We start from the raw sequence: 26,685 nt of genomic DNA on the forward strand, positions 1-26,685 counted from the left end.
CTTAATCTACCCCTTGATACCCATTGAAAGCCAAATCCTCAAATCGAGTAAATTTACCAAGGAACGCTACTCGAACTTTACCAATTGGTCCATTTCTTTGCTTGGCGATGATAATTTCAGCCGTGCCTTTATCAGGACTATCCTCATTATAGACCTCGTCTCGATAAATAAAGCAGATTAAGTCCGCATCCTGCTCAATAGCGCCCGATTCCCTTAAGTCAGACATAACCGGACGTTTATCAGCACGTTGCTCCAAACTTCGATTCAACTGCGACAACGCAATTACAGGTACCTGTAATTCCTTGGCCAGAGATTTCAAGCTTCGTGAAATTTCAGATATTTCCGCAGTTCTGTTGTCAGCACCAAAACCTGGTACTTTCATTAATTGCAAATAATCCACTACGATTAACCCCAAAGCGCCATGCTCTTTTGCCAAGCGTCGGGCACGAGCTCTCATTTCCCCGGGACTTAACGCTGGAGTATCATCAATAAAAAACGGCGCTTCAGAAAGCATGTGTACGGCAGAGGTAACACGAGGCCAATCATCATCATCCAGTTTACCGGTTCTGATACGATGCTGATCGATACGCCCCAGAGAAGACATCATTCTCATCGCCAGTGAATCCGAGGGCATTTCCATAGAAAAAACCAATACTGGTTTACCCACTTTAATCGCAGCATGCTCCGCCATATTCATAACTAATGTTGTTTTACCCATGGACGGACGACCGGCAACGATAACGAGATCGGATGGCTGCAAGCCTGATGTCATTTCATCTAAATCCGATAGTCCCGTTGGCAGCCCGGTAATTGCATCGCCACTGTGATACAGAGCATCGATTTTTTCGACTGCCCGAACTAAAATCGATTTAATATTTTCAGGACCACCATCGCCTCCGGTTTGCTCCCCGATGGCAAATACTTTAGATTCTGCCAAATCCAATAATTCAGGTACTTGCCTTCCTACGGGATTATATGCTGAATCAGCAATCTCTGTCGCTACAGCGATTAACTGTCTTTGGACTGATTTTTCTCGTACGATATCTGCATAGGCCGACACGTTAGCGACACTTGGGGTATTATTCGCCAATTCAAATAAATAAGCCTCACCGCCAGCATCATCCAATTCATTATGAGACTTTAAAGCATCAAGAAGAGTCACGACATCAAAGGGTTGATCCTTTTTGGCTAAAGCGGCAATAGAACGAAATAAAATTCGATGTTCCGTACGATAAAAATCTGCCTCACATAATTTGGTACTGATTTTGTCCCAAACCTGATTATCCAGCATTAAACCACCGATAATAGATTGCTCTGCCTCTGCAGAGTGAGGTGGCCTTTTCAGGGGATCAACTGATTTTTTAGAAGTTTGAAGCTCTAGCATGGTTGCGGCACAATAGTTAAATTAGATAAACTTTTTCAGGTCTATCATTGTAATGTGCTTTTAATAAAAAAGGCACACTTTAGTGTGCCTTTTTATATTATTTTTTAAAATTGAGTTATCTGACCCAGGTTTGAGTACGACCCAGAACAGAAACTCCAACATAACCTCTTACATACAATTTGTTACCTTGAAGGGTCATCTTGGCTTTATAAATTTTACCCGTTTTAGGATCCAGGATTGATCCACCACCCCAAACACCATTACCTTCGTCTTTTAATCCCCAGATAAAACCAATTCCCTGAATTTTCTTATCTTTGAATGCTCCAGGGCATTTTGAACAAATACCAGTATCACCGGGTTGCGGATAAACTTTAACTATATATCCACTTAAAACACCATTAGAGATAGACAAATTAACTACAGCTCTCTTGGCACCTGTTTTATCATCAATTGTAGTCCAGGTTCCAGCAGGTGAGCCTGCAGCGATGGCTAAAGGCAAGTAACATACTGCGATCAAAAAACCACAAAGTGACTTCCAAACGTTCATAACTATTCTCCATGATTAGCAACCACTAAAAGCATAAGCTATGATTAACAACTTTGCCAATATTATTTTTAATTCATATATTTATCAATAATTTAAGAGCATACGGTTCATCATAAAAATATCAGTATCAAGCTGCCTGATTGCTCACAACCAGGATTTTATGCACAAACTATAAGCTTCGATTCAGAGGTGCTACCATTGTATCAATCTAAGCCGAAATCCCGCGGCGAAGACCGCGGGATCTAATACTTCAATGCCACCATCATGGATCCCGCGGTCTTCGCCGCGGGATTTCGATTGAGATGTGAGCTTTTCTTAGTGAGTGAGATTGTACACGATCCGCCAAATCGTATTGAACGGGCAGATTTGAGTGCAGGTTGCACGATCTCGCCCGATGAAAAAGCGCACACCGACATTATGGAGCAACAATGTCTCAGCATCCGGTAGCTGCCATTGTATCAATCTAAGACGAATTCCCGCGGCGAAGACCGCGGGATCTAATACTTCAATGCCACCATCATGGATCCCGCGGTCTTCGCCGCGGGATTTCGATTGAGATGTGAGCATTTTTTAGTGGGTGAGATCGTGCAAGATGCACCAAATATGCCCGTTCAAGTGAGGGGCATGAAAAACTGATCCAGATCTGCTTCCGTCAAAGTCAACGTCTTCGACGCATCCGAAGACAAAATTCCATCGACCAACAACCGTTTTCTCTCCTGCATTCCCAAGATCGCTTCTTCTACAGTCCCAGAAGTTATTAACTTATAAACAAAAACCGGATTTTCCTGACCTATCCTGTGCGTTCTATCCGTTGCCTGATCTTCAACGGCAGGATTCCACCAGGGATCGTAATGAATTACGGTATCCGCCCGTGTCAAATTAAGCCCAGTTCCACCGGCTTTTAGACTGATTAAAAATATTGGTATGATGCCTTTTTGAAATTGATCAACCAAAGCCTGTCTGTTTTGGGTTTGTCCCGTTAATTTCAAATAATCGTATTGTCTTTCGTTTAATTGCTCTTCGATTAATTGCAACATTGAGGTGAATTGAGAGAAAACCAATACTCGCCGCCCCTCTTCAACCAAACTATCCAACAACTCCATCAAGGTCTCTAATTTACTGGAAGTACCATGAGCAATCGCGGCTTCCGGCAGAGATAACAATCGGGGATCGCAGCAGACTTGGCGCAATTTTAATAGTGCATCCAACAACAAGATATGGCTCTTGCCTAAACCCTGTTTGGCAATTGCGTCTCTGACTTTCTTCTCCATGCTCATACGAATTGCTTCATATAGATCTCGTTGCGGCCCCACGATTTCTATAGTTCGTGTTATTTCAGTTTTAGGCGGTAACTCACTAGCTACCTGGTTTTTCGTTCGCCTTAACATGAAGGGTTTAACCCTTCTGGCTAACAACTCCCTTCGCTCTAAATCTGCGTGTTTTTCTATAGGGGTTCTAAACCAAAGCCTGAATTGTTTTGCATCACCCAGCAAACCGGGCATCAGAAAATGGAATAAAGACCACAGTTCACCTAAATGATTTTCCAAAGGTGTTCCTGTAAGACACAATCGATGCTTTGCGTTTAATTGTTGAATAATCTGAGTAGTTTTAGTGCGTGCATTTTTAATAAACTGGGCCTCATCCAAAATCAGATAATAAAACTGGTAATTAATGAATTTATCTTTATCTCGTTGGATTAAACCATAAGTCGAAATGACTAAATCATAGTCATCAAAATTATCCAGATGCCTGTCACTACCATGATAGGCAACAACAGACAACTCAGGGGTAAATCGTTGGGCTTCTGCCAACCAATTTCCAACAAGGCTGGTAGGAGCAACGATTAAGGTTGCCTGAGTCAATCGTCCTTGTTCTTTTTCATAGAGTAAATGAGCCAAGGTCTGAACTGTCTTACCCAAACCCATATCATCCGCCAAAACCCCACTGAATTTACTGACCCGTAAAAACTGCAACCAGTTTAATCCATATTGTTGATAATCTCTTAAACTGGCCTGTAGCCCTGAGGGTTTTGGAATGTCGGGTAAATCAGTCAATGTAATTAACTGACTCAGTTCTTTTCGTAATGACTCGGCTCCTTGCCAACGTGATTTCGTTGCGGCTAGTGCCAGTTCGGCTTCCTGCATTAATATAAACTGGTACTTATTGATTTGTAATTGATGCTGTTCGTCTATTTGACGCAATCCAAATTGAAACAACAAACGAATCAAGGGCTTAATACGACCCATTTGTAGTTGCAAAACCCGCCCATCTTCCAGAGGTAGATTAACAAGCTGTTCATCAGGCAAACCATCCAGATCATTCCCGCTGTATCGTTGGATTAACTCTGCCACCAAAGGCACGATGCTGACCGGTCTGCCTTCTACTAAAATACCCAATTGGTAGGAAAAGAAATCGGTAGTGCTTTCCTGAATATCAGAATACCACTCCACATCTTCTGCGGTGACTATTTCCTGGTATAACGCGCTTTTAAACTCAACCCGCCAACCCCGATTTTTTAAATAAGGCAATGATCTGGCATAAAGCGATTCAAGATCGGCAGGCGCCGTCACGTGTTCAAGCACGAAATACTCATGCTCAGCACAACTCCAATTGAGTTCCTCCCATTTATGGGCTGGTCTTAATTCAATGGATTGCTGTAATTCTTCCAGTTTCAGTTGTTCAAAATCCTTGTCCCGCTTATATTCAATCAACACACCATCTTGCTGATGCATAACATTAAGGCAAGATTCAGCATAAGGTATAATCAAACCATTATACTCAAAGGAGACCTTTGCGATGAATACCGCATTAATGTCTTCATCACGTTCATAAAACCAGGATGATTCGCTATCAAACTCATTAATTGTATCCAGGGTCAATACAGGTGTTGGCTGGATTTCTTTGACTTCACGGCTATGAAATACGTGTGGTGTAGGAAACTCCGGGCATGTTTTTTCCATTTTTCTAGCTAACAGCTCCGCCTGCTCTATCGGAATAGGCGGTGCTTCCAATAAATGACGTAATTGCTTTACAGGGTAAGGGGTCACCAAACGCCCCATCACGGATCTGAAATAATCAAAATACCAACTTTCATCCAGCAGTAAAGGTTCAAGACAGATACCATCATGCATTAATTGTAATCGCTGATTTCCATTAGCAGCCAGTACCCACTCACAGGTTCCTGTAACTGTTTCACCCAACTCAATGGGCAGGTCTTCATTTTCAACAAAAAAGGCACGTCCTGTAGCAATAATTTTTTCCAATAATTCTGTATTACGTATTGTTAACTGATCAAACCAACCGGATGCACCACATTTGAACAATAATTGTGCGACGATGTCATCGTCTTGATCAATAAAGTGCTGTTTTTTAGATTCCGGTAAGCTATTAAAAACAATCTTCTTCCCATAACCGCCGCGCTTTAAAATTTTAGCCAAGGCCAGTCTGATGGAAACTTTATGTTCATAACCTGAAAGTTTTACTGAAATTAAATAATTTAAATGATGGGTTGCTTCCTGCTTTTTAACTGCAGTATCTTCTTGAGCTCGTAGATTTTTCAACCAAACATCCAGTTTTTTATCCAATTTGCCAGCCGTTTGCGACTGAAGATTCATTTTTTCCCTGTCTCTTAATGCAAAAAGACAGGCGGCCGCATGTTTGCAATTACTCTGATAGGGACATGAGCAACGGGCAGGCTTGCCTGGCCATGTTTTCAAATCCATGTGAATATCGTAAATCTGGCTGGTACTGCCTTTAACTCGTCCTTTTAACAATCCATCACTCAAGCGAATATTAAGTACCTGGCCATTTTGGAAGTACTCTAATCCCCGGAGCAGTATCTTCGATTCAAAAGCTTCAGGCATTTTTGATATTGCTTCATTTAGCATAAAATAGGTTTATCCAGACAAAAGGATCTATTGTATTCAATTTTGCTTCAAAATGACAATTGACTTAAAAAGATCAACTCCTCTTCGATGCTCTTTTATTAACACACAAAAATTTATACATACAAATAAATTATGATAAAATGTGATTTATTTGTGACTCAGTAAAGCAAATTAAGATCATTTCTTTGTATTCAAGGGTAAAAGATGTCCTATGCGCAATATCAATACGAACAAATCATTATAAATGCAATTCATTAAGATTTTCTCGTAAAAGCCGATAACTCGATTTGAAAAAATAAAATTCCTATTAACACAGCTCAATCGCCAATGCTCTATGCAAAAACAGGTACTTTATGAAAAAATATATTGCACATAACAGCTTATTACCATTCTTGATGGCTCACCAACTTGAAATCGATAGGCAGATCAATAGATATAACCTGTGCTTCTCCTATCAATTGCATAACGAAAAATCAATTACTCTGTTAATTGAAAAATTGCAGGAGCTAGTTAAAGCTAAATCGTACTTAAGACAAACATTCAAATTAGATCATAACAAGGTCATAGGACGTATTCATACAAATCTTCCCCCTGAAATACACTATGTAACAACATCAAGAGCAGATCTTGAAACGGTTGAAAACACACTGGTAAGAGAACGCCACGAACTTGGTATGCACTCATCCATTCGATTAAACATCATCACCATCACCGATGATATGAGTTATATCGCATTATTTAATATTCATCACATCCTAATGGATGCCAACACTCTGGAACACTTCATTGACGATCTCAATCGGTTAATTGCAGGTCAATCCATCAAAAAAGACACTCCGGAAGAATACATCACCCTGCTGGAGCAAGAAGTACCGTTAGTTACTGAAAGTAAGGATGCAGAACTGACACACTACATTCAATCAATCAATCACATTGCAAAGCATATGGACTATTCTGAACACAAGCCAAATCAGGAAGTCATTTACTACAAAGAGCAAATGCCAAGTCACTTAATGCACAAATTATTAAGTACAAGCAAGAACCATCAAATAAGCCTGTTCAATTTGCTCTTGTTGGCCTGGAGTATCTTTTTTGCAAAACTGAATAATCAAAAGAGCATTCTGGTTAATTATCCTTGTAATATTCGAAAAAATAAATCCATTCCCGGCTGCTTTATAAATACCCTGGTTTTGCCGCTGAGCTTCTCTGAAGAGGAGACCTATTTATCGCTCGTTAACATGCTTCGCGACAAAATGCCTTTTTTTAAACACCTGACCACCCTACAATTGCATAATCAACTGAACCTGGGTCCTGTATCAAATTTTTCCAATTCCAATCTCGCCAAACCGGCTGATCTGATCATGCAAGAAGGACAGATATCGAGCAAAGCCTATGCACAAATAGCCAACTCACTGTTATGTATCAAATATAGAGAACATCAGGATACTCTCCATTTTAGCGCAGACATCCTCTCCGATTCGCTCCCGAAACAGGTTGCCTCATCCCTGCTTTCTCGCTATTTTAATTTCGTGAATAAATTATTGGACGATCCCAACCAATTACTATCACAAATTGACCTCACTTTTCCCGAAGAAAAAAGACAGGTTTTGTATGAATTTAATCTTACAGCAAAGAACTTTCCACAGGATAAAACCCTTGTTGATCTGTTTGAAATGCAAGTACAAAAAACTCCTGAAGACATCGCTCTGGTATTTGAAGAAACCCAATTAACTTACGATCAACTCAATAAAAAGGCCAATCAACTGGCTCATTATTTGATAAACCGCCACCAGATTAAGCCCGATGATCTGATTGCCTTACTGCTGGATAGAAATGAATTAACTGTGATCTCAATTCTGGCAATATTAAAAGCTGGAGGGGCTTACGTACCGATAGATCTCAGCTATCCGCAGGAACGCATAGAGTATATTCTTGAAGATACTCAAGCAAACATCATTATATTAAATGAACATCATAGAGACAAAATAAAACCACAATCGGCCTATCCTGGCTTTGAATCAAAATCCCGTTTTGACCCATTGGAAATCATCGCCATTGATCATTATAAAATTCAACAGGAGCTGGAACGATTCGACGATACCAACATCATTACTGCGGATACCAGTGCAAACCTTGCTTATGTCATTTATACCAGTGGAACCACTGGTAAACCTAAAGGGGTAATGATAGAACATAAGAATGTAATTAACACTCTACGCGCACTCGCTGCAGTGTACCAACGTGATACCGATCACCCTGCATTAAAAATTACTGCATTTACCAGTTACGCCTTTGATGTTTCCGTCTCCGAATTTTTTGTTCCCTTAATTCAGGGTGATGAATTACATCTGTTAAGCAATACCTTGCGACAAGATATCTTATTAACCAGTAAATACATTATTAAAAATGAAATAAACTACGTCTACCTGCCCCCCGTACTGCTGGCTAATTTACCGAGAATTAAATACCCGTCATTGAAAGCAATTATCTATGCTGGCGAGCCTTGTGATAAAGAAACAGCCCAGTATTGGTCAAATAAAACAAAATTATATAATTATTATGGGCCTACTGAGGCATCCATCTATGCTACCGGGTTACAGATTCAAAGCAATGAAGTTCACTTGATTGGAAAACCCATTTTAAATACAACAACCTATGTATTAAATGCCGATCAATTGCCTCAACCAATAGGAGTTCCTGGAGAACTGTACATTGGCGGTCAAGGGGTAGCCAAAGGCTATTTGAACCAGAGGGAACTTACCGAAGAACGGTTTATTTCTAACCCTTTCCAATCTGAAGAAGAACAAATTCAGGATGTGAACAGTCGTCTGTATAAGACAGGAGATCTGGTGCGATGGTGTCCTGATGGGAATTTAGAATACATCGGGCGTAATGATTTTCAGGTAAAAATCAGAGGTTATCGCATAGAGCTAGGAGAAATTGAAGCTGCGATAAGCAGTTATCCTAATATTCAACAAGCCGTAGTACTGGTTCAACACCTGATTGATAGCGAAAACAATCCAACACCTAACAAATATTTAATCGGATACTATGTCGCTAATCACCCCATTGATGACCGTAAAATTCAGGAATATCTGGCATTACACTTACCCGATTACATGCAACCCAGCGTATTGGTTCATTTGACCCATTTACCTGTAACACCGAATGGAAAACTCGATAGGCAGGCATTGCCCGTTCCTGAAATAGCCCCAATGAATCATTATTCACCACCAACCAATAACAAAGAATCACTGGTCTGTGATGCCTTTGCCAAAGTATTGTCTTTAAGACAAGTGGGTATTGACGATGATTTCTTCAAGATTGGCGGAAACTCCATAATCGCCATCAGCCTTGTCGCCAATTTACAAGCCAATTTTAATATTAACGTGACTGATGTCTTTAATTTAAAAACACCTAAAAAAATTGCTCGAGACATCCCTTTTATTAAGGATAATCTGAAAAAAAATCTGGAAGCCATCAAGGAGGCTTATCGACTACAAGCACAAAACCCTTGTTCCTACAATGAAAGCCGATTTCAAAACAAACTGAATTCTTATTATTCATCCATAAGACAACTTGATGTTCCATTTGAAAAAGCACCACTAAGCAATGTATTGCTCACTGGAGCCACGGGCTTTTTAGGATGTAATTTACTCCACACCCTGTTAACATCTACTAATTACAGTATCTTTTTATTGATTAGAGCACAGACTGATGAACAGGCTTTCGATCGGGTCAATAAACAGTATCAATTCTATTTTGAACACCATTTAAATCAATTCTTGAACAAGCGCCTGTTTGTTTACGCAGGTGATCTGGAACAAAAAGATCTGGGAATATCAAAAGAAACCTATCAAATGCTGGTTACACAAATTGACAGCATCATTCATTCTGCTGCACTGACTAAACATTATGGGGAATATGATACCTTCTATCGAGCAAATGTTCAGGCAACAAGTCATTTACTTGAATTGTCCAAATTAACCAAATTAAAACAGTTTCATTATATTTCCACTTCATCGGTGTTAAATGAAGGGTACATTCCAAACTGTGATCATCATATTTTTACAGAAGATGATGACGGCGATAATATGGAAGATCGCTCCAATATTTATGTAAAAACCAAATATGAAGGCGAAAAAATTGTAATGAAATATCGCAAGCATGGGATTCTTGGTTCGATATATCGTGTGGGTAATTTAGCCTTTATCGCCAATTCTCATCGTGGGCAGGAAAATATTGAAGACAATGGTTTTTTTACACGGATGAACTGTTTAATCAACCTGAAAATGGTGGCACCTGAAATTGGCATGGAAGAGATATCACCGGTCGATTTAACAGCGCAAGCCATTGTAAAACTTTTTGATATCAAGGCATTAAGTAACTCAATTTTCCATGTTTTTAATCCTGAACCTTATAATTTGGGAGACATTCTCACTCAAGACAGCAGTTTTGATGTTGAAAAGGTCTCCATTAATCAGTTTATATCCTCTATAATCAATCAGTTAGAAAATAAAGAATACAACCAATCGATTGAACTCTTTTTGCTTCACAGGCGTTGGTTAAACGAGCAGCATCGCTACACAACGCAAATAAAAATACTTCAGGACAGAACACAAGCAATCCTGAAACAGCTCGGTTTTGTATGGGACACAGTAACCAATGAAGACGTGCGAAAGTACATTAAAAGGGAGGTAGAGCATGTCAAAATCAAGCATTCTACAACTACTTGAAATCGTAGCTCCCATTCTACCAGCACCGATTTATTGGGAAGACATAAACAGCGTTCTCCTGGGGGGAAATGAAGCCGTTTTCAAAGCAACTGGAGCACGGTTTGCTGAGGCATATGTGGGTAAAACCCTTTTTGAACTGTACCCGGAAGAAATGGCGGCTTACATCAAACGCCATAATGAAGAGGTCATGAGAACAGGAATGATTTTATCCCAGGAAGAAGTCATCAAGGATATATCAACCGGAGAAACCAAATACTTTACGGCGATCAAAGCCCCCTTACGCGATGACGACGGAACGATTATTGGTATTGTAGGAACATCAATTGACATCACAGAACAAAAAAAATTGCTGGTAGCCTTAAAGCAGGCGAAAGAAAAAGCTGAGGCAGCAAATCAGGCAAAAGATGAATTCATCCGCAATATGAGTCACGACATTCGTACCCCGTTGAGTGGAATTATTGGTATGTCCACCATTTTGGAGGAATCAGTGCGTACCAAGGAAGAAAAGGATCATGCCCATCTGATCAACATCAGTGGTGAACAATTGCTGGCAATGCTCAATAGTGTTTTGGATATTATTGCAACCGGCAGTGAAAAAGAAAATCAGGTAAACTTGTCTGTATTTAATGTAGTCGAGTTAATCCAGAATATTGCAGATTTGGAGTTACCGACCATTAAACTGAAAAATCTGGATTTAAAAATGACTATTGAACATGATGTCCCGGTGTTCATAGAAACAGATAAAACCAAACTGCATCGAATTTTACTGAATTTATTAGGAAATGCAGTGAAGTTCACTGAAAAAGGATTTATTGAAATTGGAGTCAAACTCAAGGAGTCTTCTGGTGAAAAAACGATATTGTCTTTTTATATAAAAGACAGTGGATCCGGAATTAAACATGAAGATAAAGAGAAAATTTTCAACCGCTTTTATCGCGGCACTCCTTCTTATGAGGGAATTTATGCCGGACATGGTGTAGGATTACACATAGTCAAACAATACACACACATCCTTCACAGCCATATTACAGTAGACTCAACTCCTGGAGCTGGTTCAACCTTTACCCTCAACATACCCGTGACCATACCTGCCCAGAATCCTCTCCACCAAAACGAAAAGACAACAAGGGGGAATCAATCAATATCCGCGTCTTTTGATGCTGAAGTTCTGGAACCATTATACAGGGATAATTCAAAAAATTTAAATGAAAGCAACCCGGTCATCTTACTCGTAGAAGATAATGCCATTGCGCTCAAAATGGCAGAAAATGCACTAAAACATGCCCATTGTACTTTTCAGTCAGCAACAACGGGTAAAAAAGCACTGAAATTTTTTAAAACCCAGTCCTTTGATCTGGTATTAACCGATATTGGTCTGCCCGATTTTTCCGGTACAACTCTAGCAAAACTCTGCCGTAAATATGAAAAAAAAGCAGGAAAAAATCCCGTGCCTATCATTGGTTTAACAGCCCATTCCATAGCCGATGCTGAACCAGAGGGTTTAAAAGCGGGGATTAACAAAATGCTGACCAAACCCATAAGACAGGATATGCTCGCTGCTTTATTAAACGAGTATGTGTTAGACCATAAAAAAGACACAAAGTCCAAAAAAATCAATCATGCTTCGTTTAACCAACTCCTTAATTTTGAGCAACATCCTTTGCTGGATATAAACAACGCACTGGAGCATGTAGAAACCAAAGACGCTCTTCCCGAGCTATTAAAAATGCTGCTGACTCAAACCGAACAGGATCTCCATGAAATGGATCTAGCCTGGAAAAAACAAAATTTTACTCAGGTACAAAAAATCGCCCATAAAATGAAAAGCAGCGCTCTGTATTTTGGAACCATTCGCATGCGTTACGCCTGTGAAGCATTGGAACATTATTTCAAAGATAAAAAAGCCGGAATTCCCCAAAAACTTTATGAAGAGTTTTTTATCATCAATAAACAAACAATGGAAGCGATAGAAAACTGGCTACGATAAACAACCTCTTTTACTCAAGTACCTTAATAAAAAGGATTGAAGCTGACTTAAATCTCTCCTGAATCAGAATGTTTACAAATTAAACTTTTTATATTATTACACTATTTTTTATATTTGTAGAAGGCAAACATCCTATGACTGATCCCAGAGAGCGCCAGATTGCCAGTGGAGTCAACTATGAGCAAAGCACGCATGATGTGGTTGTATCCAATGCAGCGGCATCGCTCGCCATTCGTCTTGCACGTAAATACCTCTTTCATAGCAGCGGTGCAAGCTCTTCGACGTCTTCTACATCTACCTCATCGCAATCATCACCCATGTCTCTAAGCGCTGAAGGACATGCTTCAGCGCAAGCGCGTATGAAGCATATCATGAGGCGTTATAATAGCCGTAAAAAATCAATTTTGCTCACCGAAACAACCCAAAGCTGGCTAGCAACAACCCTAAGCCCTCGCTCTCTGAACCCGGAGTTAGATCGGGTAACTCTCACACGTGTAGAGGGTGGTTCGGAAATGTCCGAGGAATGGTACATGCCATTGCCAGAGGTCTATACTATAGTACTTTCCGCTTTAATCGATACCGATGAGCAAGTCTGGCCTGTGCCAGCTGGAAGTAATGCCAGAAAACAGCGAGGACAGCGTCTTCAGGAATTCGATCGCATCAACAATGCCCTGGCTACCGCATACCCACCCATCTGCGCCACCGGGATTCGCCACGCCTGGCTTACGGCACTCAATGGCTACGAAGGCAAACGCCTGCCGCTGAATGCAGATGATCTGTTATTCCAAGCGCTGTTTGATTTCATGACTCATAAAGTGCTTGGCGAACAGATGGAAATTACTCTTCCCGAAGGGCGAGACCCAGTGGGAGAGGAGCGCCAAAAATTCAACATGCAGTTCCAGTCTCTGTTTTTGCCGTGGGTATTCGGAGGCATGCCCGAACTGGTAAAAGAGGCAATAGTAACCGCCGGTGGTCCTGAAGTCGTCCAGACCTTGGTGCTTTCACGCTTTCACGAAATTGATACACTACCTGACCAAGACATGATGAAAAAAATTGCGAATTATTGCTCAATGGAAGGACTGGAAACCATTCCCTGCAATTTCACGCCACTTCTTGCTGCGTTAGACCATCCAAAGTTAAAGAATGCCGCGTTAAACATAGACACTACTCCAGTTAGTGGAGCTGAACAAATAGCTCAAGAAATGATCTGCTGGCTCCGAGGCCCGGATTTCTTGCCCGAAGCACTGAATGAGGCGGAGACGAATTCAACCGACGCCTTTGCGAAGGTGTATCTGCTGCTCCGCCTTCTGGACGCCCTTCACCAGTATCAGACCCACCACAGACTTCTGAACATAGTCGATACTCCCGCAGAAGACCATCATGCCTGGGCCGAGTCTATAGATTTTCTGGCCAAATGCATCGCAAACCAACCCCCTTCCCTGCACGATCTTCTTTCTGACATCAGCCTGCTTGATCGCAATCTGAAGGCATTTGAGCGCAGATTGGGGATTTGGAAAAATTCTGCCTTTCACGATTTTATTAACAACTACTTTGCCAACTGGTTTGCCACAACTGGAGATGCAGAGATAATGGTGCGTGCGAATCTGTTCACCAGGCTTTTTGAGCTTTTTTTGCAGGAAAATACCGAAACACAGAACACCATGCCTGCAATTCACGTCAGTGATCGGATGCTTTTGACGTGGACAGACCAAATGAGTGAAGATGGAGTACTCGATATTACGCCTTACCAGATAAACCGTATCCTTCTCCATGCACTCTGCTATTCACAGGACACCTGGTCAGAAACATTTAGTATGAATCTTCGCATCCTTCTGCAATTCTTGCGCAATCGATTCAATGAAGCGCAGGACTTAGGTGCGCTAGCGTTGGTGCATGCCTCCTATCCGGATAAGCTCCTTGACTATGTCGAACATATTGCTAACAGAGTGGTACCAGAAACCATACCGCCAATATTCACGCCAGGGAATATTTCCCCGGTCACCAGCCTTGATGTCGCAAAATTCCTTGCGGTATCCAACGACGTACCACAAACCATAATTCAAGCGGTCATACAGCATCCTGATTTCAATCCTCTCGCATCGAATCGCTGGGGGTTAACGCCTATTTACCTTGCGGCAGTTCAGGGGCACATCCCTCTTGCCGCTGCCCTTCTCGCAAAAGGTGCAAACTACCTCGTAAGGTATTTACAGTATTTTCCTCTCGGAGCGGCACTGCTTAACGGCCATAGATCATTTATGCAATGGTTCTTCAGCAACTTGCCCGATGATAAAAAAATAGAGGCTGTATTGGCCAAAGATGGGGATGGCAAAAGCCTGCTGCACCATGCAGCAAACAATCCGAACTACCTCAGTTTTCTTCTGGCCTATATACCGGACGCGACAAAGGCAACTGCCGTAATGATGAACGATGAGCGCGACTTCTCTGTTCTGTTCTACGCGGCAAGCAACCCGCTATCACTAAAACTTCTTCTTGACTGTCTGACAGAGGATGAAAAGTCATTAGCCTTGATGCAGATGAATTGCTACGGCGAAACTGTGTTGTACGAAGCAGTAGACTCTACAGAATCTTTGGGACTCCTTTTGTCTTGCCTTCCGGAAGCAAAAAAGGCAGCAGCCGTGATGACAAAGAACCCCAAAAACGGCACATTGCTGCACCAAGTGGTAATCAATCCGAACTCGCTGAATTTTATTCTGGACTACATACCAGAACAAAGAAGAGCTGAGGCGGTGTTAACAACAAACTGGAAAGGTCAAACAGTGCTGTACGCGGGGATCAAAAATCCCGAATCCCTAAAAATATTACTGCGCTGCCTACCGCAAGAATCGTTAACTGCCGCCGTGTTGGGGAAAAGCTATCGTCAAGTCACTCTGTTGCACAAGGCGACAAAGACACCGGAATCCCTGAAAATCCTTCTTGACTGCCTTACAGAAGAAGAAAGGAGAAATGCCGTGATGGCAAAAAACACCAACAACGAAACCGTACTTCAATTAGGGGAAAAAAATCCGGAATCCCGGATGATCCTGAAGGCATATTTTGGAACAACAAAAAGTTCAGCGGCATCCTCTTCCCATTCGTTTTTTAGTCACGATCATTCACCGCAAGCTCTGAACTCCGAAATAACGACTCCAGAGAGAGAATCTTCGCAAAAACCAAAGAGTTAGCGGTTAGAATCGATCTTAAGTCGGAAGACTTTGCATAGGTCAATATATTTACAAACAAAACAGACTGTATTATTATTGATCTATATCATTTTTTGTAAGGCAAATACCTTATGTCAGACCCCAGAGAACAGCAGATTGCCCTTGCTACAAGAAATGAGCAAAGCACGCACGACGTGATTGTATCGAATGCAGCGGCATCGCTCGCCATTCGCCTGGCGCACAAATACCTTGTTCGTCACAATGGTGCAAGTTCTTCGACGGCCTCATCGTCTTCATCATCCTCATCGTCTTCATCATCCTCATCGCCTTCTTCTTCCTCCTCAGCAACACCAATCATGTCCCTTAGTGCTGAAGGAAATGGGGCGGCACAAGAGCGTATGAGGAGTGTCCAGGAGCGATACGAACGCCGCAAAAAAACATCGCAACTCAAAGAAAACACCAAATCCTGGCTGACTGAAACCCTCAGAGATCAAAGCCTCCATCCAGAACTTGACCGAGTCACACTGACGCACACTAAAGACGGCACTGAAATTTCCGAGCAATGGTACCTGCCCCTGCCGGAGATCTATGCTATCGTGCTTTCTGCTTTAATTGATACTGATGAACAGGTCTGGCCGGTGCCGCCAGGAAGTTCACCCAAAAAAGAACGCGCCCTGCGTCTTCAAGAATTCGATCGCATCAACAATGCCCTGGCTACCGCATACCCACGCATCTGTAAAACCGGGATTCGCCATGCCTGGCTTATGGCACTCAATGGCTACGAGGGCAAGCGCCTGCCGCTGAATGCGGATGATCTGTTGTTTCGAGGGCTGTTTGATTTCATGACTCAGAAAGTGCTTGGCGAACAGATGGGAATTCCCCTCCCGGAAGGGCGAGATCCGGTAGGCGAGGAACGCCGACAATTCAACAAGCAGTTCCAGTCACTGTTTTTGCCATGGGTATTTGAGGGCATGCCCGAACAGGTAAAAAAGGCCATAGCAGCCGCCGGTGGTTCCGAAGGCGCACAGAGCTTCGTGCTTTCACGCTTTCAGGACATAGAGACCCTGCCCGACAAAGGCATGATGGAAAAAATCGTGAATTATTGCTCTATGGCAGGACTGGAAACCATACCCTGCAATTTCACGCCACTTCTTGCTGCCCTAGACCATCCAACATTAAAAAATGCTGCGTTAAGCATTCACGCGACTCCAGCGAATGGAGTTGAGCAAATCGCCCGTGAAATGCTCCACTGGCTCCGAGGCCCGGATTTCTTGCCTGAAGCCTTGAATAGGGCAAATGACGATGAGAATGCCCCTTTTGCAACAGTTTATTTGCTGACTCGCCTCCTGGATGCGCTCCATCAGTATAAGACGCACCAAACCTTGTTGGATATTGGTGATATTCATGCAGAAGACCATCGTGCCTGGGAACATTCCTTAGGTTTTATGGCCAGATGCCTCGGAAACCAAGCCCCTTCCCTTCAGGAGCTTCTCTCTGACACCGAAACACTAGAGCGCACTATTAAAGCATTTGAGCACGGACTGGGGATGTGGAAAAATTCGTCCTTTCACGATTTTATCAGTAATTACTTTGCCAACTGGCATGCCGCAATCGGAGATGCCGGGCTAGCAGTGCGTGCGAATCTGTTCACCAAACTTAGTGAGCTTTTTTTTCGAGAAAGCGCAAGAGTACAGAATGCCATGCCTGCAATCCGCGTCACGGACAGTAAGCTCTCGGAATGGACAGGCCAAATGAATGAAGACGGGGTACTCGACATTACACCGTACCAGATAAACCGTATCCTGCTCCATGCATTATGCTATACCCAAGACACCTGGTCAGAAACGTTTACGATGAACCTTCGCATCCTTCTGCGATTCCTGCGCAACCGATTCAATGAGGCGCAAGGCGTAGGTGCGCTAGCCCTGGCACGCGACTCCTATCCGGATACGCTCCTTGACTATGTCGAAAGTATTGCTAACGGAGTGGTACCAGAAACCATGCCGCCAATATTGACGCCAGCAAATATTTCTCCATCCACCAGCTTTGATGTTGCACAATTACTGGCAAATTCCAGGAACACGCCGGAAGACGTCATTCAAGCCCTCATCGAACATCCAAATTTCAATCCAGATGTTGCCAATGAAGATGGGGTGACGCCTTTCTATCTTGCTGCGGAGGAAGGTCACATCCCCCTGGCCGCTGCCCTGCTTGCAAGGGGAGCCAACTACCTTGTAATGAAAGACAGTTTTGGCCGTCCACTCAGTACAGCGCTGAATATGGGCCATCTGTCTTTTGTACAATGGTTCCTTGGCGCTCTGGATGAAGACAAAAGAATGGAGGCCATACTTGTGGAAGGTATGGCTCATCTAACCTTGCTGCACGAAGCAACAACAACTCCGGAATCCTTGAGACTCATCCTGACCTATGTACCGGAAGCTCAAAAGGCAGCAACCTTGATTAATCAAGAGAGAAATCGAAGCACGGTGATTCACTATGCAGCAGACAACCCAGAATCTCTGAACATTGTTCTGGGCTGTTTGCCTGAGCACGTAAAGGTTGATGCCATCATGGCGAAAGACCATTATGGCAAAAACGTGCTGCACTGTGCGATAAGGAACCTGGAATCCCTAACGCTCCTTAGAGAGTGCCTCCCTGAAATAAAATTCACGGAAGCCTTAATGGCAAAAGACGATCAAGGCATGACCGTGCTGCACGCCGCGGCATCAAGGCCGGAATGCCTGGGATTCCTTTTGAGCTGCTTGCCGGAGGAAGAAAGAGCCAATGCCGTGATTACGATAAATAAATATGATATCACCGTGCTGAGCAAAGCAACAAATACCCCTGAATCCCTGCTTGCCCTTCTGGACTGCATCCCAAAAGCCAAAAGAGCAGAACTTTTGATGGCGAAGGACTCGAAAGGAAAAACCCCTATTGAACTGGTACTGCATCATACAGAACTCTTAAGTCCACTTCTGGCCTGTCTGCCAGAGGAAGCCAGATTACCGTTAATATTAGGGGAGAATATTGATGGAGACACTCTATTGAAACGGGCAGTACGCTATCCGGACTCCCTAAGTCAACTTTTGGCCAGCCTACCCGAGGATACAAGGGCAGCGGCCATTTTAGCAAAGAATAGGTATGGCGAAAGCCTGCTGGATTACTCACTTAGTTATTCAGGAGCGCTGAAAATCCTTTGGCCTTATCTGACCATGGAAGAAAAGATAAAAACCGTAATGGAAAAGAGAAGAGATGACAACACGCTACTGCATAACGTAGCAATGATGCCGAAATTTCTTGAACTCTTTCTTGCTGAATTACCCGAGCAAACAAGAACATCACTGGTGATGGCAAAGAACATTCATGACGAAACCGTGCTGCACAAGGCGGCAAAGAATCCAGAATCCCTGAAACTCCTTCTGGCCTGTATTCCGGAAAACGAACAGGCTGAAGCCTTGTTGGCGAAAAACAAATATGACACGACCACGGTGCACTATGCGGCAGAAAAACACGAATCCCTAAAGCGTGTTATGGCCTGCCTGCCAGCGGACAAAATAACAGAACTCTTGATGGATAAGGACAAATGGAACAAAAGAGTGCTGGACTATGCAGCAAGAAACCAGGAATCCCTACGGCTCCTTCAGCCGTATGCTGAAAAATCAAAAAGCACTGCGGCGTCTTCCCATTCGTTTTTTAATCATGAGCATTCATCGTCCCCCTCAAACTCCGAAAATGTAGTGCTCAATAGCGAGACGCCTCAGAAGCCACGGTCTTAACTTTAAGAAATGGTTGATGTTGCTTGTGCAATAGACAGTTGACTTCCCTCTGGAGAGAAGATCAGGAAGGAAGTTAATATATTTGATGGCACTCATCATTTTAATTGAGATACGAGTTCCATGGAAAGAGGACGAAGCTCAATATAACTTTGTTTCCAAATACGATACAATGGTAAGTAACCCACTTACTTGACCTACTGAAATGCAAGAAAACCTCAAGCTTTTGATGGCGCAAATCAATCCAACAGTTGGTGCGATTCAGTCCAATGAAACCCAAATTATTAAACTCATTGAATCCCAACAATCGGAGCATGACGTCATCATTTTTCCGGAATTGTCACTCACGGGCTATCCTCCTGAAGATCTGTTGTTTCGTAATGATTTTTATCAGGCAGTTAATGAGAGTCTGCAACGAATTCAGTCAGCGACTAAAGCCTGTTATGTACTGATTGGTCATCCTGCGATGGATAACGAGCGCTGTTATAACAGCATAAGCATATTCCACATGGGACAAAAAATCAGAACATATCACAAACAGAAATTACCTAATTACCATGTATTTGATGAGGCGCGTTATTTTACCCCAGGTCCAAGCGATCCATGCACCTTAATGATTAATAATTACAAATTGGGAATTTGCATTTGCGAGGACTTGTGGCAACCAGGTCCAGTAGATGATTTAATTGAAGCAGGAGTGGACGCTATTATAAGCGTGAATGCATCTCCCTTCGATTACCATAAATATTCTGCCCGAGTGGAACTGTTGCGATCTTTTGCTAAAAGAGGAGTCGCGATGATCTATGTGAACCAGATTGGCGGGCAGGATGAATTATTGTTTGATGGTCAATCATTTGCCATGGATAAAACAGGCACCGTGTGCGCCCGAGCACCCGCTTTTGAGGAACATTTATCTACTGTAGAACTTTCAAAAGACACCGTTGCTGGAATTTTGACCCCTCTTCTCTCAAATGAAGCATTAATTTATAAAGGATTAGTCTGCGGCACACGAGATTACGTTAGAAAAAACAAATTTCCAGGCGTCCTGCTTGGTCTATCTGGAGGCATAGATTCAGCCTTAACCTTAAGCATAGCGGTCGATGCCCTGGGAGCAGAGCAGGTCCATGCGATAATGATGCCCTCACGATACACCGCATCAATGAGTAAAGAAGATGCCTTGCAGCAACTGGATATCCTCAAGGTTTCTCATAGTACACTGTCCATTGAGCCCATATTTAACTCCATACTGTCTGTGCTTGAACCCGTTTTTACAGGATTGGCACCAGATACTACTGAAGAAAACATACAAGCCAGAATTCGTGGAATGTTGTTAATGGCCATGTCCAACAAAAGTGGAAAAATGGTACTGACCACCAGCAATAAAAGTGAATCCGCTGTAGGTTATGCCACATTGTATGGCGATATGGCCGGTGGTTTCTCTGTACTAAAAGATGTCCTTAAGACTCAGGTCTATGATCTGGCACATTACAGAAACACTATCTCACCCGTCATTCCTGAACGAGTCATCACGCGAGCCCCATCTGCTGAACTCAGGGAAAATCAAAAGGACCAGGACAGCTTGCCAGAATATTCGGTTCTCGATGCCATTATAGTGGCTTATATGGAACAACGATTAAGTGCCAGAGAAATTATCAATCAGGGATTTAAACCAGATGAAGTCAATAAAGTCATTAAATTAATAAAACACAATGAGTACAAACGCCGCCAGGCTGCTCCAGGAATCAAAATCAGCCCAGTGGCATTCGGAAAAGACTGGCGATATCCGATAACTAATGGTTTTTATTAGAGGGGCGACGCTTGAGCAGGCGCCCACTCATCTAATTCAGTATTCTGTTCCCCTTCCGTTTTTAGTCACGCTCATTCATCACAGGCCATAAACTCAAAAATAGTAAATCCAGAGAACGAATTATCAATAAAACAAGAGGCTAGCGGTTAGAATCGATTTTAAATCGGAAGATCTTGCATGGGTCAATATATTTACAACAAGTACAGTTTGTATTAATATTGGTCTAATATATTTATTTTGAGGAACTATCCTATGGCTGACCCAAGAGAACAGCAGATTGCCCTTGCTACAAGAAATGAGCAAAGCACGCACGACGTGATTGTATCGAATGCAGCGGCATCGCTCGCCATTCGCCTGGCGCACAAATACCTTGTTCGTCACAATGGCGCAAGTTCTTCTACGGCCTCATCGTCTTCATCATCCTCATCGCCTTCGTCTTCCTCCTCAGCAACACCGATCATGTCACTTAGTGCAGAAGGCAATGGGGCAGCACAAGATCGGATGAGGAGTGTCAGGAAGCGATATGAACGCCGCCAAAAGACATCGCAACTCAAAGAAAACACCAAATCCTGGCTGACTAAAACCCTCAGCGATCAAAGCCTCCATCCAGAACTTGACCGGGTCACGCTGACGCACACTAAAGACGGCACTGAAATTTCCGAGCAATGGTACCTGCCCCTGCCAGAGATCTATGCTATCGTACTTTCTGCTTTAATTGATACTGATGAACAGGTCTGGCCAGTGCCGCCAGAAAGTTCACCCAAAAAAGAACGCGCCCTGCGTCTTCAAGAATTTGACCGCATCAATAATGCTCTTGCTTCGACCCCACCTATCTGTACCACCGGAATTCGCCATGCCTGGCTTATGGCACTCAATGGCTACGAGGGCAAGCGCCTACCGCTGAATGCGGATGATCTGTTATTTCGAGGGCTGTTTGATTTCATGACTCAGAAAGTGCTTGGCGAACGGATGGGAATTCCCCTCCCCGAAGGGCGAGATCCGGTAGGCGAGGAACGCCAAAAATTCAACAAGCAGTTCCAGTCACTGTTTTTGCCATGGGTATTCGAGGGCATGCCCAAACAGGTAAAAAAGGCCATAGCAGCCGCTGGTGGTTCCGAAGGCGCACAGAGCTTCGTGCTTTCACGTTTTCAGGAAATAGAGACCCTGCCCGATACAAACATGATGAAAAAAATTGCAGATTATTGCTCTATGGCAGGCCTGGAAACCATACCCTGCAATTTCACGCCGCTACTTGCTGCCCTAGACCATCCAACATTAAAAAATGCTGCGTTAAGCATTCACACGACTCCAACAAATGGAGTTGAGCAAATCGCCCGTGAAATGCTCCACTGGCTCCGAGGCCCTGACTTCTTGCCTGAAGCCTTGAATAGGGCAAATGACGATGAGCATGCCCCTTTTGCAACAGTTTATTTGCTGACTCGTCTCCTGGATGCGCTCCATCAGTATAAGACGCACCAAACCTTGTTGGATATTGGTGATATTCATGCAGAAGACCATCGTGCCTGGGAACATTCCTTAGGTTTTATGGCCAGATGCCTCGGAAACCAAGCCCCTTCCCTTCAGGAGCTTCTCTCTGACACCGAAACACTAGAGCGCACTATTAAAGCATTTGAGCATGGACTGGGGATGTGGAAAAATTCGTCCTTTCACGATTTTATCAGTAATTACTTTGCCAACTGGCATGCCGCAATCGGAGATGCCGGGCTAGCAGTGCGTGCGAATCTGTTCACCAAACTTAGTGAGCTTTTTTTTCGAGAAAACGCAAGAGTACAGAATGCCATGCCAGCAATCCGCGTCACCGACAGTAAGCTCTCGGAATGGACCGGCCGAATGAACGAAGACGGCGTACTCGATATTACACCGTACCAGATAAACCGTATCCTGCTCCATGCATTATGCTATACCCAAGACACCTGGTCAGAAACGTTTACGATGAACCTTCGTATTCTTCTTAATTTCCTGCGCAATCGCTTTAATGAGGCGCAGGGGGTTGGTGCGTTGGCCCTGGCACGCGACTCCTATCCGGATGAGCTCCTTAACTACATCGAAAATATTGCTAACGGTGTGATACCAGAAAACAAACCGCCAATAGTAACCCCTGGGAATATTGCTCCATCCACCAGCTTTGATGTTGCACAATTACTGGCAAGTTCCAAGGACATGCCGGAAGACGTCATTCAAGCCCTCATCGAACATCCAAATTTCAATCCAGATGTTGCCAATGAAGAAGGGGTGACGCCTTTCTATCTTGCTGCGGAAATGGGGCACATCCCCCTGGCCGCTGCTCTGCTTGCAAGGGGAGCCAACTACCTTGCAATGAAAGCTGGTTCTTACCGTCCACTCGTCACAGCGCTAAGTCAGGAGCATCTGTCTTTTGTACAATGGTTCCTTGGCGCCCTGGACGAAGACAAAAGAATGGAAGCCATACTTGCGAAAGATATGGGTAAAAAAACCTTGCTGCATGAAGCAACAAGAAACCCTCAATCCTTAGAACTCGTACTGACCTATGTACCGGAAGCCCAAAAGGCAGTCGCTTTGCTTAGTCAAGATAGATATCAAAGCACGGTGCTACACTTTGCAGCAAGCAAGACGAAAACACTGAACATTGTTCTAGGCTGTTTACCTGAACACGTAAAGATTGATGCCATCATGGCGAAAGACCATTATAGCAAAAACGTGCTGCACTATGCGGCAACAAACCTGGAATCCCTAACGCTCCTTAGGGACTGCCTTCCTGAAAAAAAATTCACGGAAGCCTTAATGGCAAAAGACAATCAAGGCATGACCGTGCTGCATGAAGCAGCATCGAAGCCGGAATGCCTGGGATTTCTTTTGAGTTGCTTACCGGAGGAAGAAAGGGCAAATGCCGTGCTGGAGATAAATAGATACAATATGACCGTGCTGAGCAAAGCAGCAAATAACCCCGAATCCCTGATTGCCCTTCTGGACTGCATCCCAAAAGCCAAAAGAGTAGAACTCTTAATAACGAAAGACCGGAATGGCATAACCCCTATTGAACCGCCGCTATCTAATTCGAAAGCCTTAGCTACACTTCTGGCCTGTCTGCCTGAGGAAGCCAGATTACCTTTCATATTAGAGGAGAATTTTGATGGAGACACTCTATTGAGACGGGCAGTACACTATCCGGACTCTTTAGGTCAACTTCTTGCCAGTCTTCCCGAGGATACGAGGGCAGCGGCTGTGTTAACAAAGAACAGTTTTGGGAGGAGCCTTCTTGATGAGGCGGTTAATTGTTCGGGAGCACTGAGAATTCTTTGGCCTTATCTGCCAATGGAAGAAAGAATAAATGCCGTGACGAAAAAAAGAACAGAAAATAACACTCTACTGCATATCCAAGCGGGGAATCCCGAATTATTGAATCTCTTTCTGAATGAATTGCCAGAACAAATAAGAACATTACAAGTGATGGAAAAGAATGTCTATGGTGAAACCGTTTTGCACGAGGCAGCAAATAATCCTGAATCACTAATACTCCTTCTGGACTGTATTCCGGAAAACGAGCGCGCTGAAGTCTTGATGGCAAAAAACAATTACGGCAGTACCGTTCTACATGAAATAGCAAAAAATCTGAATAATCTGGAATTAATTTTGAACTATTTACCGAAGGAAGTAAGAGCAAATACAATTTTGGCAAAAGACCATTTCGACCAAACCATCCTGCATCAAGCAGTAAAGGATCCTAGTCATCTGGAATTCCTGTTGAACTGCTTATCGGAAGAAATTAGGGCAGCAGCACTAAGTGCAAAAAACCGGCATGGATATACCCTCCTGCTTCACGCGACAACGAATCCGAAATCATTGGAAATCTTGTTAAACTTTTTACCGGAGCAAGATAAAGCTGCTGCTTTAGTGATAAAAGACAATCTAGGTAATACCGTCCTTTATGCAGCAGCATCCGATTTAAAATGCCTGGAATCTCTGTTTAAATGCTTGCCGGAGGATGCGAGGGCAGAGACACTCATGGAGGTAAATCGAAATAATACCTCCTTGCTGCACAGAGTAGCAGATGATCCTCAAATACTCGTCTCCATTATGGACTGTATCCCCAAAGCTCAAAGAGCCGCACTCTTATTGAAGAACGACAGGGATAGGTATCGTTGGACCCCTATTCAACGAGCACTATCTAATCCGGAAGCCTTATATTCACTTATAACCTGTCTGCCAGAGGAAATAAAAATACCGTTCATACTAGAGAAAAATTTTGCAAAAGAATATTTGGATCCACTTATACCCAATGAAATGAAAAATTTTTTTCATGGAGACAATCTATTGCAATGCGCGGTGAGCTATCCCAACTCCCTAAGTCATCTTTTAGCCTTCCTTCCCGAAGGTATGAGAGCAACTGCCTTGTTAGAAGAAAATAGGGATGGTAAGACTCTACTCGATTACGCGCCTCTTTATTTGCAAGCTATAGAAGTCCTTTGGACTTTTCTGAAAGAGGAAGAACGGGCAAAAATCGTGATGGAAAAGAGAGCAAATGACGACACGGTACTGCATGTCACAGCCCATGCGCCAGCATTTCTGAAACTCTTCCTGGCTGAATTGCCAGAGCCAATAATAAGATCTCAAGTGATGGCAAGGAACATTTATGGAGAAACCGTGCTGCACGCTGCGGCAGGCAATCCCGATTCACTAAGACTCCTTCTAGCCTACATTCCAGAAAGCGAACAGGCTGAATCAGTGATGACTAAAGACCAATATAACAGTACCATTTTGCACAATGGTGCGTGCAATCCAGAATCATTGAAACTTCTTCTGGCCTGCATTCCAGAAAGCAACCAGGCTGAAGCGGTGATGACTAAAGACCAAAATGGCATAACTATTTTGCACGAAGCAGCGCGTTATCCAGAATCCCTGAAGCTTGCTTTGGCCTGCATTCCAGAAAGCAATCAGGCTGAAGCGGTGATGACTAAAGACCAAAATGACATGACTCTTTTGCACGAAGCAGCACGTTATCCAGAATCCCTAAAGCTTGTTTTGGCCTGCCTGCCAAAAGATAAAATACCAGAATTCTTGATGGCTAAGGACAAAAATAACAAAACAGTACTGGACTACGCAGTAGTAAAATGGGAATCCCAACGAATCCTTCAGCCTTATGCTGAAAAAGCAAAAAGCGCTGCGGCCTCCTCTCATTCGTTTTTTAGTCACGAGCATTCATCGTCCACCTCAACCTCTGAAAACAGAGCCCTCAATAGCGAGACACCTCAAAAGCCAGGGTCTTAGATTGGTGTTGCTTGTTCAATAGACAGTTGACTTCCCTCTGGACTTAAGACCAGGAAGGGAGTCAATAACGTCATCAATTTAATCTCTGTACCCGCGCAGACGCTGAACGTTCCTCTCTTCTGATAGGTAATCCACGCA

Annotated in this window: 9 protein-coding genes; 6 read left to right on the plus strand and 3 right to left on the minus strand. The window is 43.3% G+C overall.

Annotated elements, in window-relative coordinates; translation table 11 throughout:
- Window position 1 precedes the first annotated feature (1 nt).
- The 3 genes from dnaB to ELY21_RS01775 form a co-directional block, all read right to left on the minus strand.
- Window positions 2–1,384, minus strand: coding sequence for a replicative DNA helicase (gene dnaB, locus ELY21_RS01765; RefSeq protein WP_127106334.1), 1,383 nt, complete (start codon window positions 1,382–1,384; stop codon window positions 2–4).
- Window positions 1,385–1,499: 115 nt separating this feature from the next.
- Window positions 1,500–1,931, minus strand: a complete 432-nt coding sequence (locus ELY21_RS01770) for a DUF2147 domain-containing protein (RefSeq protein WP_127106336.1) — start codon at window positions 1,929–1,931, stop codon at window positions 1,500–1,502.
- Window positions 1,932–2,542: 611 nt separating this feature from the next.
- Window positions 2,543–5,818, minus strand: coding sequence for a DEAD/DEAH box helicase (locus tag ELY21_RS01775; protein ID WP_127106338.1), 3,276 nt, complete (start codon window positions 5,816–5,818; stop codon window positions 2,543–2,545).
- Window positions 5,819–6,171: 353 nt separating this feature from the next.
- Here ELY21_RS01775 and ELY21_RS01780 point away from each other — a divergent pair, with 353 nt between their 5' ends.
- From ELY21_RS01780 to ELY21_RS01805, 6 genes are all read left to right on the plus strand, one after another.
- Window positions 6,172–10,554, plus strand: a complete 4,383-nt coding sequence (locus tag ELY21_RS01780; RefSeq protein ID WP_127106340.1) for a non-ribosomal peptide synthetase — start codon at window positions 6,172–6,174, stop codon at window positions 10,552–10,554.
- On the plus strand, window positions 10,523–12,541 hold the full coding sequence (locus ELY21_RS01785) for an ATP-binding protein (RefSeq protein WP_127106342.1): 2,019 nt from the start codon (window positions 10,523–10,525) through the stop codon (window positions 12,539–12,541). Before ELY21_RS01780 ends, ELY21_RS01785 begins: the two co-directional genes overlap by 32 nt.
- Window positions 12,542–12,675: 134 nt before the next feature.
- Window positions 12,676–15,723 (plus strand): ankyrin repeat domain-containing protein, encoded by a 3,048-nt coding sequence (locus tag ELY21_RS01790; protein WP_127106343.1) that lies wholly within the window; start codon window positions 12,676–12,678, stop codon window positions 15,721–15,723.
- Window positions 15,724–15,833: 110 nt separating this feature from the next.
- A complete protein-coding gene (locus ELY21_RS15685; protein ID WP_199741609.1) occupies window positions 15,834–19,478 on the plus strand; it encodes an ankyrin repeat domain-containing protein in 3,645 nt (1,214 codons plus the stop codon).
- A 202-nt stretch (window positions 19,479–19,680) separates the two neighbouring features.
- The gene (locus ELY21_RS01800) at window positions 19,681–21,282 is read left to right on the plus strand and encodes an NAD+ synthase (protein WP_127106344.1); all 1,602 of its coding nucleotides are present in this window, start codon (window positions 19,681–19,683) and stop codon (window positions 21,280–21,282) included.
- A gap of 252 nt (window positions 21,283–21,534) precedes the next feature.
- On the plus strand, window positions 21,535–26,547 hold the full coding sequence (locus ELY21_RS01805) for an ankyrin repeat domain-containing protein (protein ID WP_127106345.1): 5,013 nt from the start codon (window positions 21,535–21,537) through the stop codon (window positions 26,545–26,547).
- Window positions 26,548–26,685: the final 138 nt, after the last annotated feature.

This window comes from Legionella sp. km535, assembly GCF_003990085.1.
GTDB classification, from domain to species: Bacteria; Pseudomonadota; Gammaproteobacteria; order Legionellales; family Legionellaceae; genus Legionella; species Legionella moravica.